This is a genomic window from Methanofastidiosum sp. (assembly GCA_013178285.1).
GTDB lineage: Archaea > Methanobacteriota_B > Thermococci > Methanofastidiosales > Methanofastidiosaceae > Methanofastidiosum.
This window is the reverse complement of sequence record JABLXD010000012.1, coordinates 1-15709: the sequence shown is the minus strand read 5'-3', so window position 1 is coordinate 15709 and position 15709 is coordinate 1. Positions and strand designations below refer to the sequence as shown.

Sequence of the window (15709 nt, the reverse complement as noted above, 5' to 3'; positions counted from 1 at the left end):
TTGGATTACGAATATAAATTCATACGATTGTTTACATCAAAAATTGATTTAAATCTATATCGTTAGAATATTTTAAGGAGTTGCACATGAAGATTCTTGACTCTAAAAATAGAGAATTACTTTCTATTTTTCTCATTTTTCTTAAGATATCCGGATTTACTATTGGGGGCGGATATGCAATGGCCCCTGCAATAGAGAGAAATTTGATTAATAAAAAATTGATATCAGAAAAAGAATTTTTTAATTTACTCTCAATAGCACAATCTATGCCGGGACCAATTGCATTTAATTTGTCAATATTATTAGGAAGCAAAATAAAGGGATTTTGGGGATCTTTATTTGCTTCACTAGGAGTCTTAATACCGCCTTTTTTTGGGATATTAATCGTTTCAACTATTATCCAAACCTATTCTGATAGCATCTATATACAAAAATTTTTTATACGATAAATATTTACATTTTTATATAAATATTGACACTTTAAAAGGAAATTTGATAAATACAAAAGACATTGATAGCATTGACGTGTACCGTTATTATCCTAATTATGAAAAACGCACATTCAGTATAGCTTATGAGAATATATATAATTCCTCCAAAATAAATAATGATAAAATTGTATTTGATAATTCATCAATACATATAAAATTAAATCAAGATATATTTAATCCCAATAATTATTCTTACCTTTATATTAAGATAAAATTTAAGAGAAATATGAATTTTGATTTAGAAAAAGATTATCTTTTGAGGGCATTTTCGTATCATTATCCTTATAGTATTTTATGGGACTCTGATTTTGAATTGAGAAATAAATCAAATGATATAGAATCTTTAATTGGTGGGGCCAAAATAGCTGATTATGAAAATTTTCAAACTACTGACATATCTCTATATAATAAGAATAGAGATCGAATTAACTTATTTTTAGGAATTTTATTTTCGGCTTTTATTGGTACCTTAAGTTCTATTTTTATTGTTTCATTAGTAGGAGATAAAATAAATTTCTTTAAAAAATAATTATACTTATTTTTCTTCAAATAGGGAAATATTTTTTCATTGAGAAATTCACCAAAATAAACTCGCATTATATATACATTTATATATTCCAACTTGAGATTTCTAATAATGGAAATTAATTATAAGACTCCTTTATTTATTGGATTATTCACGATTATTTCTTTTATAATTTTGTTTAGATATGCGCCATACTATTTTTTTGTTAATAGATTGAGCATATTAGATACTCAAATGACCATAGCCCAAATAATTGCAACTTCTCTCATAACCATTTCATGAAGGTACTTGTCGTATGTGGAAGCCCTATAGAACCAGTCATATCTAGCGGACCAGCGTGAGAGAAGCGACTTGCTTTTCTTGAGATTCTTTGACAACTTTGATAGGCTTCTATTTGGGCCCAACTCACAATAGGAGAGAAATGCATCGTAGGCCTTAGGAGTTTCGTATTCCATTTTATCCCAGACACGCCTTACATTGGTAGTCATCGTCCTTATATATTGGCGTTTTATTTAAATACCTTCTTCTAACTAAAATAGGATTATTATACGTAAATGATTTTGTGGCTGTTTAGGGCGGGGTAGTTAGGGAAAATAATGGGGATTTAGAGGAGTTAGTAATTAATTTTCTCTACTAGGGTCTATATTCATGCTGTTGACGAAGTTCAAAAAGTGAATTATAAAAAAAATATTGTTTTTCGTTATCTAATCTTAAAGAATCAGACAAATAATCTTTTAAAAAATGAGATTATGGTTTTAAAAAATCTAAGTATCTTATATCTGTTCTTTTTCCATTTGGCACTGCCATGGCCGTAATGATCTGAAAGTTTACAATCTTCTTTTTTAATAATTTTCTCTGTTTTTATATCTTTTATAACTTCTAAATAATGATCATTTTCTCTATCAATAATTCTAGTCAGATAGTTCCACTTGTTATCTTTTTTAAAAAGATCATGCCCTCCTTCCAATTCTAAAATAGGTCTTTTTTTATTTATTCTTTTTTGTTTTACTTTTACTTTTGCATGAAGTCCTATTCCCAATATAATTCCTTCTATCATTTTTATAATTATTTTGTTTATTTATTTAAATAGTTTAATAATTCTTCTCTCTACTCTTTCGAGTAATACTGTAGTCCCTCGCACTTGTTAAGGAGCCAAGCGCATACAGATAAAGAATTCATTAAAGGCGTCAAAAGATGATTTTTAGGTCTTTTTATAGGCCATTAAAAAAATAAAGTCAATAAATAAACGTGCCCCTAGGCCTAAAAGATGTAAATAAAAGGAGAGTCTTTTAATCTTTTTACACTCCTTTATTTAACCTTATTGACTTTATTTTTGGATAATTATATTTTTACTAATTAAACTAAAATCTTAACCATTATTATTTTTTTCCTAGTAGATACTTCCCTGCAGAAACAATTACAACTGAAAATGCAAGAGCATTTGCTAGAAATTGGATATATAGGTTCCAATCATTTTTTGTTTTGTCTCTAATTATGGTAGTTTCTATTTTTGTATTCATTGGTGAAATATTTGTTGGTGAATAATAAATAACATTGTTGTTCGTTCTCCCAACATTTGAACTAATATAAACAAACTCATCAGCATTCCACCCAAAATAATAATTTATATCCCGTATACAATTCTGAATTATTATTTCATTTGTTTTTATTGGCATAGGTTCCATAAGTATTTCTATTGTATATTCGTCGAATTCTGAATTAAACATTTCATGATCTAATTTTAGATTACCATTTGTAAACCATTTATCTACTAAATCTTCTTTGTCATATGTTTTTTCTTTCCCTTCTTTATTTTTTATTTTTATAGATTTTATTTCATCTATTCCAAAAAAATAATATGAGTAGTAATTGTTTATATATAAATAAAGCCATTTGTCCTTTACTTTTCTCAATGTATGAAATTCAAGAATAAGTGATGTTTCAGTTTTACCAAAATTCACGCGAAGAGATTTATAACTGATTATACTAGAATTAAAGATATTTTTATTATATGGATCCTTTTGATAATAGTCATAATCGAAACTTAAATCTTCTGAATATGAATCGTTATTAATACTATAAAAACTATTTATTTTTACTAAGTCTTTTTCTAAGTTCTGGTTATAATTATTAACCTGAACAATAAATAAAGTGCCGATAATTAAAAAAAATGGTAATACTATTAATATTATCTTATTATTTTCCATCGACAGTCAATAATTTGTTTAATAGATAAATCATTCTATTTTATAGTCGATTTCTATTTCTTTGAAAATATCCAGATATAACAACATATATCCTGGGCGATACTATTCGAACTTCTCCATTTTAGCCCCTTAAATCAGCCAAAACTCAATTAAAATTTCCTCTATCACCAATTTTTAAAAACATGAAAAAATTCAAAAATTCAATTTTGTAACAATATATATTATATATGATATATATTATAATAATTATTGCAATTATTTTTATGCTCTAAAATGGAATTTGGTAACGAATTACCAGCATTTGAATTTAATGAATTCGACAATAGAATTTAGTAACGAATTACCAATATTTTGATTTAATGTATTAATATTCATTAAAATATAATTTTTTTCAAAATAATTTAATAAACGAAACACTTAAATATGCCAATTTTATATAATTTATATGGTAAATCTGCCAATAATACTAATTATTATAGGCGTACTTTTATTAGCTCTTGCGCTTTTTGTGGCATTTACTGGCCCAAAAAGATCTTCGGCCCAGAATAAAGGGAATATCCATAAGAAAAGGGCGGCTATCCAGTTCATAATAGGGCTTTTCTTGTCATTGATAGGGGCTTTCTTGATGATTAATGGCGCTTTGCTTGGGGAGAATACTGTATCAATTGCGAGAGTGATTGGGATAATCGGGATTGCATTAATAGCGACCTCATATACTACTTTGCCCTTCATGATGAATAGGGAAAATAAAAACAAAGAAGAATTGCAATAATTTTATAAAAATATATTTTGCATAATATTATATTGAAAGATAATTGCAATTTATCTTTTGCAAATATTATTTAAAATTATATACTCAATAATATAATAATGTAAATTTATTGCAATTTATCTTAAGTTTGGAAGTGGAATCGATATTCAATTCCCAAAGTTTTAACGGGTAGATATAAATAGTTAAGATTCTTATATGATGGGGCGATCTTAGGGGATTGGATTCCTATATCGATGAGAAAGGGAAGAAGTTAAATGTGTGGGATATCGGCTTAGTTAAGTTTGCTGCAATGTTTTTTGGGATTATTGTCGGTGCTTACATATCTCCCTTTGTGAGGCAGTATCTGATAGTATTCATAATACTTACTTTGCTATTTTCAATAAAACCCGTCTATGATGCATTTCGCTAAAACATACTTTATTTTTATCTAAGCTACCCTAAACAAATAAAAAAGCGCTTTTTAGTAATACTAAGATTTTTATAGTTAAACGGTAATATCTTGTTTATAGTCGAAATGGGTAGAAATATGGAAAAAGGCTCTTTTTGGCCTACTTTCGACCCACTTTTGACCTACTTTTTGTGCTTGAGTTATATCCAAATATTGCGTATAATGTATATTATACGTAGTAATGACGGTTTTCGCGTAAATTTCGCTAAAAAAGGACGATATTAGGACCTTTTTAGGGATAATTAGGACTCAAACTAAAGGCGGTTTTAGACATAAGATCGCGCAGTTATTTTCAGCGTTATTCAATTAGGATATACTCTAGTTTACTTATTATTAAGGTATCTAAAGTCCTTCTTTTTATTCAAATAAGCCCGGGGTAATAGGATAAAAAAGTATTTCCGTGAATTTATTTGAAAGCAGCATAAACAGGTTTCGCGGAAAATAGTATAAAAAGCACTATAAGCAGTACAACGTATTGTTTTATTAAAACTGGGAAGTAAGCTCCAATAATAAGGCCAAAGATCATTGCGCCAATTTTAACAAATGCAATATCCCAGGCGCTTAATTTTCCTGATTTTTTATCTATCCAAGACATTAATCCCATATTCTCACCTTATTACTTAGGGCGGCAAAGTATTTATTTTTATCCCCTATAAAAAGTTGGTAAATGAATTCCGATTCCATTTTCATTTTAAAAATTCTGTAAAAAATTTTTGGTAATCCAATTTCAATAATAATCTTTAACTTAATGTTAATTGGTAATTGCAATTATTATTCATTATTATATTCTATATTATATAATTTTATAAAATTATTGCAATTTATGCTAATTGTTATTATATGAATATAAAGCAGAGTGTTTGCATTTTTCTCACGTTACTCGATTATTCAAAGAAACTAGGGTACTTTGCACAAGTAAAATACGACTAGGAAACAGTGAGTTCAATGGAGTAGCTTTGCAAGAAGAAACTACAAAAAAACATGGTAATTGGGTTTCAATCTCAAGATCCTTAGATAATTTAAAATTAGGAATATCTAAAATTTTAATTAGTGCAATAATTATTCAAAAATATATTATATGGCATATATATTGTTATTTTCATGATTTTTTGAAATTTTTATGGCTCGGCTTCAGGCAATTTTTAAGCTGATTTTTCAAAAATAGCAATTTTAGTATAGCCTAAAATTTTTAAAAATAAATGCAATAATTATTTAATCATATATAATAAATAATATATATTGTTACAAAATTGAATTTTTGAATTTTTTGAGGTTTTTAAAAATAGAGTGATGAGGGTTTCTAGAATAGAGTATTTTAGTTGAATAGCCCGCCCTAATTGAGTTAAAAGCCGGTATAAGAGCAGGACGGATCTTCAGCAAGTATGTTTTTTGAGTTAATATAGGCTCTAGCCCTGCATCCGCCACAAACTATTTTGTATTTGCAAGTTCCACACTTGCCTTCCCATCTTTTTCTGTCTCTCATTTGAGTCAATGCAATGTTATCTCTCCATATTGAATCAAGATCCACTTCTAGAACATTGCCCAAATCCATTCTAAGAAAAGGGCAGGGCATAATAGCTCCTTCATTAGATACTGCCAAAAGAAATCTTCCTGCAGAGCATCCCCCAACATATTCTATAAATCTGCCCCATCCGGGTTTATCAAATTTAGTAAATCCAATCTGCATGAGTTCTTTATTATTTTGTTTTTCAAAATGGAGCTGAGAAATTTCTGGGGCTTGTAGCACTACAATTTTTCTAAAGTATTGATCATATTCATTGCGCTTGTTTAATATTTCAATTAGAACTTTTTCTTTGTCCCCATTATTTAGGGCCAGAGGGTCATTTCCATTTCCATGTGGGACATAATTTAGGAATATACACACATCAGTGCCCGTATTTTTTGCAAGTTCTAAAAAGCTTGATACCTCATCTTTTACGAGGCTAGTAAGAGTCAGAGATAAGCCAACTGTAATACCTTGTTCTTTACAGAATTTAATAGCATTTATAGATTTCATAAAAGAATCATTTTTCCTGTGGGCATCATTTGTTTCTTCAATAGAACTAAATATGCTTATTTCTACATAGCTTATTCCAGATTCTTTGATATTCTTAGCCATATCCTCATCTAATAGCGTTCCATTTGTTGCAAGAGACGTCGCAAAACCCAGTTTATTGGAATAACTAGCAATTGTAAAAAAGTCATCTCTAATTAATGGTTCGCCTCCTGAAAAAACAAGAGAAGCTACTCCTGTTTCTTTTAGAATATCTATTGCCTTAAACCATTCCTCAGTTGATAAATCTAAGTTATATTTTTGCTTATTTAAATCAGAATTAAAAGTGTTGACATAACAGTAGTTACAATTAAGATTGCATAATCTAGTTAATTCTAAAACAACAGATATTGGCGAATTAAATATCAACGGTTTCCTGTACCCAAAAGATGACACTCCTTTTAAGAAAGAATGGGCACCCAAGGAATATGACTTAAGTGAATATCCTTCATTAAAAGTCGGAACATTTTCAAAAGACTCCCTGCTAACTGCAAAACCAAAAAGATGTAAAATAGGAATCCATGGCACGTAAAGTCGAAATAAAAGAGAGCATCTATTGCACAATTTAGGATCTTCTCCAGTTTCTATACTGTTTATTATTTGTTCTAAAACTGTTTTATTACATTTGGCGCACTTAGTTGTTATTTGATTAATAGAATATTTAATTATGGGATTTAAGGTAAGAGAGTATAACCCAATATCCATTAATTTATTTCTTATCATCCAATCTATCTAGGAACTTTTACTATATATATTTAATTTAAAAATTAAAAATTAATAAATTTATGGAATTACTAGATCCATGATTATTGTATCAAGTATTCCATTTTGAGAATAAGCGATCAGAGATATCTTGTATGTACCTGAAGGTACATTTGGTTCAACGGTAAAAGTAGTTTCATAGGTGCCAATATTATGTGCTTTAATCTTTTGTAATTCTGGCATTGTGCTGGCTTCTATCCCTTCTGGCAATCCGACAAACTTAATGTAAACGTTGTTTTGGGTAAAGAATCCTCTGTTCTCAACACCTATAGTTGTATTTTGAACTCCAGGCGCAACAGTAAATGAGGAGATTATCTTCCCATCTTTTACAATTGCATCTCCGTTAGTTAATGTAAAGCTTTCTATGTCAACTTTTGGATAAAGGATAGTTGCAGGAAGTGAAGGTTTTGGATTACAGTGCCAGCAGCATTCTCTGTAAAGAAATACATTTGTAGTAGGCTGACCTTCCCATTTATCGTATGTAATATTGATACTTGAAGGGATTTCGTTATAGGCATAAACTCCAGATAAATCGAATGGACCCGAGGGATAATTTGCTAGAAAATCATCAATTAAAGCTTTGTCCCAACCTGAATAGAAATATAATATGTATGTATAGTAACTACTAGTTTCATCTTCCAGTGGCTTTATTCCATTTCCGTTAAGGATTAGGTTTGGAGATTCTGAAGTAATAACCAAAAGATAATCTTCTTTTAGTTGGCATTTGCTATTGGGTGGAAGATTTTGATTTTTAAAGGAAGTTGGAATACACCCATTCTCTGTTATGGGTATATCTATGTATTCAAGGGCATACGGTAAGAATGATGTATAAGGTAAAGAATATATGCTAAGGCCAGAATCATTGATATTCATAGTTAATTCAGGACATTTTCTGATGTCCATACCTAAATCGGCATTATTAAGGCGATAATGCTGAGAAGGTGAGCACCTATCAATGTTATAAGAAAATGGTAGGGTTACTCTCTTACCTAATAGCCCCGGTATCCATACATCTGCTAATCCCATAAAAGTTTCTATCTTTGCATCAGCTTCACAGTTGCAGGTAGGGCATTCTTGCTGGCATTCAGCAAGGTATCCTTCATATATTTGATTTAGCCCGTTTTGCAGTTCTTCATCCATTACAACAGGCTCTTGAACGCAGCCGTAGAATTCACTATTATTGACAAAGACCTCAGAAGTCGTACATCCTGATATAAAAGAAACAACAATTAATAAAGAAATTAATATAGCAATTTTTCCTTTCATAATTGACACCATTATTACAAATTAATGATAGTAATCGATATTTAAAACTATCGGATTCTTTCAAATTGAATAAAATCTCTTAAATAACCTGCAAATTGCCAGGGTAATCCATAAATCGTTTTCATCGTCCTTTGGAAGCCCATAATATACTTTCCATGTCCCATCAGGTCTTTGATTTTCAATTAAATAATCTAGCCCCCTCTTGACGTCGTAGTCTTCTTTAGTAAATTTGAGTTTGGAAAGGGAATCAAGAGAGGAAACAATATCTGTCCACCAGAAAGGGTAAGCTAGCTTCCCCCAGTACTCGGGTGAGCCGTGATCATTATAGTTGTCTTTCTTAAAAAATTGTGATTTGAGAAACGCTCCGGCTTTTCTTATTTCATTTGTTTTTCTGTAGTGCCCATGTGCTGCAAAGGCCCTTAAAACTATCCCAGTTACTAAATGAGAAGACGGCTTAGTTGGATCATTTTTGATTGGTTCAATTCTCTCATCTTTATAGAATACTTCAGATATCTTGCACTTTGTAGTCCTAAAAGGTATGGCCCATCCCCCATCATTTTGCCTCATCGACAAAAGCCAATTGATGCCAAGATCAATCCTGTCATCTTTTCCATAGCCTGCCTTTATCAACATCTCCATTATGCCTGCAGAGTAATTTGGGGTGTATTCGTTCCCGTATATGCCTCTAAAATCCCCTTCGTCAGTTTGGAATGAAAATAGAAATTCACAGGCTCTTGAAATTGCATTATTTGTGCTGTTTAGGCCGTACTTTTCGATTAAAACTCGCATTATTCGATAGGTTTCAAGCTGATTGTAATTCATCTGTGAGCGGATCTCCTCTTTACCTCCAGAATATTTCCACGATCCATCTTCCTGTTGTTTGTTCAATAGGGATACTGCACCTGGAAGTTCCCATAACGCTTCAATAGTTCCAGGATCTTCATCAAACAACTCTATCCTTGTGAAATAGTTTATCGCTTTACTATTTGATAGGATAAGATTGCTAACTGGGCTAAATTTTAGACATACCTTCCAGTTGTTAGAATAGCTCGGCATAATATCAATTAAAGTAATTTTATTATACAGTCAACAAAGTCAGATGTGAATTTCCTGAAAGGAAATATGTATAACACTACCCACAGCACTTCAGTTATCCCAAGGGCGTATAGATATTTGATTTTATTTTTATTTTTTACAAGGGATGAATAAACAATTAGAAGCAAAACAAAATTGGCTATTGCAATATACAGGTACACAATAGATGCCATTTTTCTCCCAATATAATGTTTGGAACAACTAATATATAAATTAATCGATTAGTAAAGACTTTTATAATTAGGAACAATTTTTCAACTGGTGAGTACTTGACTATAGTCCTTGAGGCCAAAAATCTTGAAAAGAAATTCAGTGATGTTATAGCTGTCAATAAGATCAATTTCAAGGTAAATGAAGGGCAGGTTTTTGGCTTTTTAGGACCAAATGGGGCAGGTAAAACGACAACAATGAAGATGATCCAGTGTGTTTCGCCGAAGACGGGTGGAGAATTAAAGGTATTTGGCCTTGATGTTGAACGCAATCAAAAAGAAATAAAGAAGCTTATGGGCGTCGTTCCTCAGATGGATAATCTTGACCCGGATTTCTCAGTTATTGGAAACCTTATCCAGTATTCCAGGTATTTTGACATACCCATAGATGAAGCAAAGAAACGTGCTAATGAACTTATCGAGTATGTGCAACTAACAGAAAAAAAGGATAGTTCTGTTGAAAAGCTTTCTGGGGGGATGAAGAGAAGGCTTGTACTCGCAAGAGCAATGATCAATGAGCCCAAGCTATTGATTTTGGATGAGCCAACTACAGGCCTTGACCCTCAGGCAAGGCATCTGATCTGGGAAAAACTAAAGGATCTTTCCTCAAAAGGGATAACTGTTATCATAACAACTCACTACATGGAAGAGGCTGCACGTCTCTGCGATAGGCTTGTTATTATGGACAATGGAGAAATACTAGTTGAAGGTGCCCCAAAGGATCTTGTTAAGAAATATGTTGGGGAACACATCGTAGAGGCAGAAAATACTCTAGAGATAAAAACATGCCTAGAAAAAAATAATATTAAATATGAAGTTGCAAATGAAAGTGTAGAGGTATACAGTGAAAATGTATCAGATATAACTAATCTAATACTTAAAGAATGTGTGGATAGTGGCGTCACGGCAAGACCTGCAACACTTGAAGATGTATTTTTGAAACTAACAGGGAGAAAACTAAGGGAATAGATATGTTTGGATTAAGCTATAGACTTCTAAAACCTTGGAGGAGGAACATCATAACATTCTTCAAAACCTGGAAGCTAAACTTTGTTCCACCTTTCTTAGAACCAATCCTATACCTAGTGGCATTAGGATTTGGATTGGGTGGATTCATAGAAAGTGTTGATGGAGTCCCATATGCAAAATTCATTGCCCCTGCACTTGTGTCTATATCTGTAATGACCGCATCCTTTTTTGAGTGTACGTATACCTCATTTGTCAGGATGTATTACCTAAAGACATTTGATGCCATGATAGCCACCCCAATATCAATAGAAGAAGTTATTGCAGGAGAATTATTCTGGGGGGCAACTAGAAGCACCATATATGCTACAATAATGCTTCCTGTACTCTTGGCATTTGGTGTTGTAGAAATGCCTTCATCTCTACTTATTATTCCATTTGCATTTCTTGGAGGGCTATTGTTTTCCTGTATTGCCATGTGCTTTACTGCATTAAGCCCGACAATTGATGCTTTAAGCTATCCAAATTTCCTATTTATTACGCCAATGTTTTTGTTCAGTGGCACTTTCTTTCCTATGACAGTTTTACCAGAAGCAATACAATACGTAGCTTTAGCCATACTACCCTTGGCCCATATAGTCATAATAAATAGGTCATTAACATTGGGTGTTTACAGTTTTTCTATAGTAACAAGTCTACTCTGGATTTTAGCAACAACAACAATATTCTTCTTTGTTTCAATAAAACTGATGAAAAGAAGACTAATCGTTTGATTCTAGAGAGTTTAATTCTTTTAGTAACTTTCTAACTTCTTTGTACGATTCAACATTGTACTTAGCTTGAGAAGGCTCAATACCAACTTTTATAGAATATGCATTTTCCGGAACTACTTTGAAGATATCTTCATCTGTGAAATCGTCTCCAATTGCAACTATAAAGTCCCATTTATTTTTATTAAGCCAGTTTGAAGTTGCATGCCCTTTATTTATATTTATGTTCTTAACTTCAATAATTTTATTACCTTCAAAGACCCCTACATTTAGATTAGAAGTTAGGTGCATTAAAGCGGCTTTTAGTTCTCTAGATCGTATAGCTGCTAACTCTGGATCTACTTTTCTATAGTGCCAAACAAGAGAAAGTTCCTTACTTTCAATTAATGATCCCGGCGTTCTATCAACATACAGTTCTAATAAAGGCAATATTTTTCCTTTCCATTCTACTTCCTCTGGTTCAGTCAAAATCCAATTGTTTCCTTTTTCCTTAATTTGCCCACCATGCTCAGCTATAAGACTCAAATTAATATCTTTAAACCAATTCTCAAGAGTATTTTTATCTCGCCCACTTATTATGACAACATTATTTTTATTATCATTTGATAGATTTTTTAGAACAGAGATTAATTCAGCATCTGGCAATGCTTTATGGGGGGCATTTGAAAAAGGAACTAAAGTCCCATCATAATCGAGTAAGAATAAACGATTTTCACTGTTTTTGTAGCTATTTATCATGCTAAGTTTAGTTGAAGGTAGGATAAGTTTTACTTCAAGCGTTTTCTGTTCATTTTTTACTTCATCGAGTTTTTCTATAAAATCTTCTGCCCATCTGGTCACATTATATTTTTTTAATCTTTTTTGCATGATTCTATTTCTTTCAATCTGTTCATCAATTGGCATTTCCAATGCTTTTTTAATTGCATCTGCAATTTCTTCTACATTATTTGGATTAACTATCAATGCTTCTCCAAGTTCAACTGAAGCACCGGCCATTTCACTAAGAATGAGTACTCCTTTTCCATCACTTTTTGAAGCGATTAACTCCTTAGCAATTAAATTCATACCATCTCTTATGGGCGTTATTAATCCCACATCAGAAAGATTGTACAGTGAAAGAAGAGAATAATATGAGATATAACGATATAGATACCTAATCGGAGTCCAGTTTACTCTACTATATTTCCCATTTATTTTTCCGACAGTTTCATCAATCTTGTTTTTAAGTTTTTCATAATGTTCAACTTTAGTTCTTGATGGAACCGTTACAAGGATTAGTTCGACCTTTCCCCTATACGCGGGGTATTTATCTAGAAAATAGTCATATGCTTCAAGTCTTTGGAGAATTCCTTTTGTATAGTCAAGCCTATCTATAGAAAAAATAGTTTTATATTCCCCTATTTTCTCCCTTATCTCATTTATTTTTTTCTGAACATTTTCATCTTTTATCATACTTGAGAATTTATCATACTCTATCCCCATAGGAAATGCATCGACTTCAGAATAATGTTTCCCTGTGAAGACCTTGCCTGCAACGTTTTCATATCCCAATATCCTTAATACCCCAGATAAGAAATGCCTTGAATAATCAGATATATGAAACCCAATCAAATCGGCTTCAAGTATCCCTTCAAGGATTTCTCTTCTCCATGGCAGTAGCCTATAGATCTCAAAAGAAGGGAAAGGAATATGTAAGAAGAACCCTATTGAAGTATGTGGCAATTTCTCCCTAATTAGTTTTGGAAGTAGCATTAAATGGTAATCATGGACCCAAATTATATCCTCATTATTTGCAATCTCACATATGGCTTCACAGAACTTCTCATTTACGTTTTTATAAGCCTCCCAATTCTTCTTTATATATTCTGTATACTGTGTGAATCCATGAAAAAGTGGCCATAAAGTACTGTTACAGAATCCATTATAATATTGTTCAATATCTTTTTTTGACAAGAAAACAGGGTAATTTTGGTATTCTTCCAATAACTTTGACTTTATATATTTATTTTCATCGATATTTATTTTATCTGAAGAAAGTCCACACCAGCCTATCCAAGCACTATCATAATTTTTATAGAAAGATGAAAGCCCTGTAGCAAGACCCCCCACGCTGTGCTTAAAATTTAAATCTTCATTGTTTTTTTCTATAGTAATAGGCAGTCTGTTTGAAACTATTAATAATCTTTTCATTTTACCAAGTCATTTACTATATGGGCTTTTAGTTTAAATTATTAATCATAAAATTACTAAGCTATTTAAACGTAAAAATTAATATATAATTTAAAGAATTTTTTGGGTGGTAAGTTGGTAAATGAAAAAGGAATAGAATACATTTCAAAAAATGATCTTTTTTATAATAAACATGTTCTTGTCGCTGACATTGGAGGGACCAACGCCACTATAGGTATTTGCGGGATAAGTGAAAATATCCCTTATTTACTTTTTTATAAACGCTATAATAGCAAAAAAATTAACTCAATAATATCACCTATGAAAGAAATACTAAAATTTGGGAAAGAGAATCATGATATCGAAATAAATGTTTCATGCTTCGGGTGTGCGGGGGTAAATTTTAAAGAGAATATAATAAATTTAACAAATTTAAACTGGAAAATCGATATAAATGAGATTAAAAAAGAAACTGGTTTAGGTATAGTACATATAATAAATGATTTCCAAGCAATAGGTTACGGAATAAATTACCTTACTAAATACAGACCAGAGGATATTTTGATTATTAAGCCGGGGGTTAATGAAAAAAATATTGAAAAAACTAAAGCAATTATCGGTGCAGGAACTGGGCTTGGAAAGTCAATACTTTACTTCAACAGTCATAAATGCATATATGAGTCACTCCCTAGTGAAGGAGGCCATTCAGATTTTCCCATTAAAGATATTTTTGAATTTGAATTAATTAATTATGTAAAAGAAAAAAAGAATCTTGAAGTCCCCGTAAGATACGAAGATATACTGTCCGGACAGGGCATAGAAAGTATATACTCATTCTTAAAAAATACTAGAAATTATGAAAAAACAAAATACGATGAAATAATAGAAAAATCCAATGATAGACCTTCCGCTATATCAAAATACAAAAATATAGATCCTAAATGTAGAGAAACTTTTAGACTATTCAGTAAGTTTTATGGCAGATGCGCAAAAAACTTTGCTTTAGATTCTCTTTCATTAGGTGGTGTTTATATTGCGGGGGGTATAGCAATGAAAAATAAGGATATACTTGAAAATAAAGAGTTTTTAGATGAATTTATCGATTGTCAGACTCAGAAAGAAGTTCTTAATTCTATCCCAGTATATTTAATCCGTGACTATAACGTTAGTTTATATGGGGCTGCATTCTACTCAGTTGTAAATTCTAAGTAACATATTATATCAAAATACCGATAAAGTTATATTAGATAAAAAGAAAATATTATTGGGTAGTTTGGGCAATAGATTCATATTTTTATCTCAATGATAGTTTTGGTGCTATTTTTGTTATATTTTTGATAATGGAGGTATAAAATATGGATATTTTAAGTAATTTGGACCTAGCTTTAGGAAAAAGAGTTAGATTGTATAGATTATTATGCAGTCATGGATTGAGAAACGGAACAATGAATCTATTGCCCATTGATCACGGTTTAGAACATGGGCCACGTGACTTCTTTTCAAATCCTGGAAGTCTAGATCCTGAATATGTTATTAATCTAGCCGTAAGTCTTGGAGTCTCCGGGATTGTAATGCATATTGGACTTGCAGAAAAATATATGAAAAAATATGCTGGCGTCATCCCTCTAGTTTTAAAATTAAATGGGAAAACTTCAATACCTGATGATGAGGCGCCAGTTTCTCCATTGACAGCTAGTTTAGAAGATGCCATTAGACTGGGTGCAGATGCTGTTGGATATACTCTATATGTTGGGACTCCCAATCAAAAGGAAGATATTGCCCAATTTAGGAAAGTAAAAAGAGAAGCAGATAGATATGGAATGCCAATAATAGTTTGGTCTTATCCTATGGGAAAAGCCATAGAAGAAAAGGGAGGAAAAGAATCTCTGTACGCTGTAGACTACGCTGCACGTGTAGGGTGTGAATTGGGCGCAGATATTATAAAGATTAATTTTCCTGTAATCGACAATTCAAA

At 31.5% G+C, this 15709-nt stretch carries 17 protein-coding genes; 8 read left to right on the top strand and 9 right to left on the bottom strand.

Annotated features, from left to right (window positions below):
• The first annotated feature begins 86 nt into the window (after positions 1-86).
• Positions 87-449, top strand: a complete 363-nt coding sequence (locus tag HPY60_05345) for a chromate transporter (GenBank protein ID NPV50605.1) — start codon at positions 87-89, stop codon at positions 447-449.
• Positions 450-492: 43 nt separating this feature from the next.
• The gene (locus tag HPY60_05340; protein ID NPV50604.1) at positions 493-1020 is read left to right on the top strand and encodes a hypothetical protein; all 528 of its coding nucleotides are present in this window, start codon (positions 493-495) and stop codon (positions 1018-1020) included.
• 227 nt (positions 1021-1247) lie between these two features.
• On the opposite strand, the gene HPY60_05335 is transcribed toward HPY60_05340, so the two are convergent.
• The 3 genes from HPY60_05335 to HPY60_05325 all read right to left on the bottom strand — a co-directional run bounded on the left by HPY60_05335 (position 1248) and on the right by HPY60_05325 (position 3224).
• Positions 1248-1472 (bottom strand): hypothetical protein, encoded by a 225-nt coding sequence (locus tag HPY60_05335; GenBank protein NPV50603.1) that lies wholly within the window; start codon positions 1470-1472, stop codon positions 1248-1250.
• Between the two features lie 263 nt (positions 1473-1735).
• Positions 1736-2074, bottom strand: a complete 339-nt coding sequence (locus HPY60_05330; GenBank protein ID NPV50602.1) for a zinc ribbon domain-containing protein — start codon at positions 2072-2074, stop codon at positions 1736-1738.
• A 322-nt stretch (positions 2075-2396) separates the two neighbouring features.
• Positions 2397-3224 (bottom strand): hypothetical protein, encoded by an 828-nt coding sequence (locus HPY60_05325; GenBank protein ID NPV50601.1) that lies wholly within the window; start codon positions 3222-3224, stop codon positions 2397-2399.
• Between the two features lie 445 nt (positions 3225-3669).
• Here HPY60_05325 and HPY60_05320 point away from each other — a divergent pair, with 445 nt between their 5' ends.
• Positions 3670-3996 carry a hypothetical protein gene (locus tag HPY60_05320; GenBank protein ID NPV50600.1) on the top strand — a complete coding sequence of 109 codons (327 nt, stop codon included), beginning with the start codon at positions 3670-3672 and terminating at the stop codon, positions 3994-3996.
• Positions 3997-4213: 217 nt separating this feature from the next.
• Entirely contained in the window at positions 4214-4405 is a 192-nt protein-coding gene (locus tag HPY60_05315; protein NPV50599.1) for a hypothetical protein, read from the top strand.
• A 445-nt stretch (positions 4406-4850) separates the two neighbouring features.
• On the opposite strand, the gene HPY60_05310 is transcribed toward HPY60_05315, so the two are convergent.
• The 5 genes from HPY60_05310 to HPY60_05290 form a co-directional block, all read right to left on the bottom strand.
• Positions 4851-5048: a hypothetical protein gene (locus HPY60_05310; GenBank protein NPV50598.1), complete on the bottom strand. Its 198-nt coding sequence runs from the start codon at positions 5046-5048 to the stop codon at positions 4851-4853.
• 738 nt (positions 5049-5786) lie between these two features.
• Positions 5787-7220 carry a radical SAM protein gene (locus HPY60_05305; GenBank protein NPV50597.1) on the bottom strand — a complete coding sequence of 478 codons (1434 nt, stop codon included), beginning with the start codon at positions 7218-7220 and terminating at the stop codon, positions 5787-5789.
• Positions 7221-7280: 60 nt separating this feature from the next.
• Positions 7281-8525, bottom strand: a complete 1245-nt coding sequence (locus HPY60_05300; GenBank protein NPV50596.1) for a hypothetical protein — start codon at positions 8523-8525, stop codon at positions 7281-7283.
• Positions 8526-8585: 60 nt separating this feature from the next.
• Positions 8586-9581 carry a terpene cyclase/mutase family protein gene (locus tag HPY60_05295; protein ID NPV50595.1) on the bottom strand — a complete coding sequence of 332 codons (996 nt, stop codon included), beginning with the start codon at positions 9579-9581 and terminating at the stop codon, positions 8586-8588.
• An 8-nt stretch (positions 9582-9589) separates the two neighbouring features.
• The gene (locus HPY60_05290) at positions 9590-9793 is read right to left on the bottom strand and encodes a hypothetical protein (GenBank protein ID NPV50594.1); all 204 of its coding nucleotides are present in this window, start codon (positions 9791-9793) and stop codon (positions 9590-9592) included.
• Between the two features lie 96 nt (positions 9794-9889).
• Between HPY60_05290 and HPY60_05285 the strand changes: the two genes are divergently transcribed.
• Both HPY60_05285 and HPY60_05280 read left to right on the top strand, forming a co-directional pair.
• The gene (locus HPY60_05285; GenBank protein ID NPV50593.1) at positions 9890-10798 is read left to right on the top strand and encodes an ATP-binding cassette domain-containing protein; all 909 of its coding nucleotides are present in this window, start codon (positions 9890-9892) and stop codon (positions 10796-10798) included.
• Between the two features lie 2 nt (positions 10799-10800).
• Entirely contained in the window at positions 10801-11568 is a 768-nt protein-coding gene (locus tag HPY60_05280) for an ABC transporter permease (GenBank protein NPV50592.1), read from the top strand.
• On the opposite strand, the gene HPY60_05275 is transcribed toward HPY60_05280, so the two are convergent.
• Positions 11557-13755 (bottom strand): bifunctional alpha,alpha-trehalose-phosphate synthase (UDP-forming)/trehalose-phosphatase, encoded by a 2199-nt coding sequence (locus HPY60_05275; GenBank protein ID NPV50591.1) that lies wholly within the window; start codon positions 13753-13755, stop codon positions 11557-11559. The genes HPY60_05280 and HPY60_05275 overlap by 12 nt on opposite strands.
• A 114-nt stretch (positions 13756-13869) precedes the next feature.
• On the opposite strand from HPY60_05275, the gene HPY60_05270 reads away from it, so the two are divergent.
• Positions 13870-14946 carry a hypothetical protein gene (locus tag HPY60_05270; protein NPV50590.1) on the top strand — a complete coding sequence of 359 codons (1077 nt, stop codon included), beginning with the start codon at positions 13870-13872 and terminating at the stop codon, positions 14944-14946.
• A 143-nt stretch (positions 14947-15089) separates the two neighbouring features.
• Positions 15090-15709: fructose-bisphosphate aldolase (locus HPY60_05265; protein ID NPV50589.1), on the top strand; the 620-nt coding region annotated here is incomplete at its 3' end.

What these genes read in the sequence shown, in the direction of transcription:
- HPY60_05345 (NPV50605.1), top strand. Translation starts at nt 87, where the DNA reads ATGAAGATTCTTGACTCTAAAAATAGAGAATTACTTTCTATTTTTCTC.
- HPY60_05335 (NPV50603.1), bottom strand. Translation starts at nt 1,472, where the DNA reads ATGGAATACGAAACTCCTAAGGCCTACGATGCATTTCTCTCCTATTGT.
- HPY60_05330 (NPV50602.1), bottom strand. Translation starts at nt 2,074, where the DNA reads ATGATAGAAGGAATTATATTGGGAATAGGACTTCATGCAAAAGTAAAA.
- HPY60_05325 (NPV50601.1), bottom strand. Translation starts at nt 3,224, where the DNA reads ATGGAAAATAATAAGATAATATTAATAGTATTACCATTTTTTTTAATT.
- HPY60_05320 (NPV50600.1), top strand. Translation starts at nt 3,670, where the DNA reads ATGGTAAATCTGCCAATAATACTAATTATTATAGGCGTACTTTTATTA.
- HPY60_05310 (NPV50598.1), bottom strand. Translation starts at nt 5,048, where the DNA reads ATGGGATTAATGTCTTGGATAGATAAAAAATCAGGAAAATTAAGCGCC.
- HPY60_05305 (NPV50597.1), bottom strand. Translation starts at nt 7,220, where the DNA reads ATGATAAGAAATAAATTAATGGATATTGGGTTATACTCTCTTACCTTA.
- HPY60_05300 (NPV50596.1), bottom strand. Translation starts at nt 8,525, where the DNA reads ATGAAAGGAAAAATTGCTATATTAATTTCTTTATTAATTGTTGTTTCT.
- HPY60_05295 (NPV50595.1), bottom strand. Translation starts at nt 9,581, where the DNA reads ATGCCGAGCTATTCTAACAACTGGAAGGTATGTCTAAAATTTAGCCCA.
- HPY60_05290 (NPV50594.1), bottom strand. Translation starts at nt 9,793, where the DNA reads ATGGCATCTATTGTGTACCTGTATATTGCAATAGCCAATTTTGTTTTG.
- HPY60_05280 (NPV50592.1), top strand. Translation starts at nt 10,801, where the DNA reads ATGTTTGGATTAAGCTATAGACTTCTAAAACCTTGGAGGAGGAACATC.
- HPY60_05275 (NPV50591.1), bottom strand. Translation starts at nt 13,755, where the DNA reads ATGAAAAGATTATTAATAGTTTCAAACAGACTGCCTATTACTATAGAA.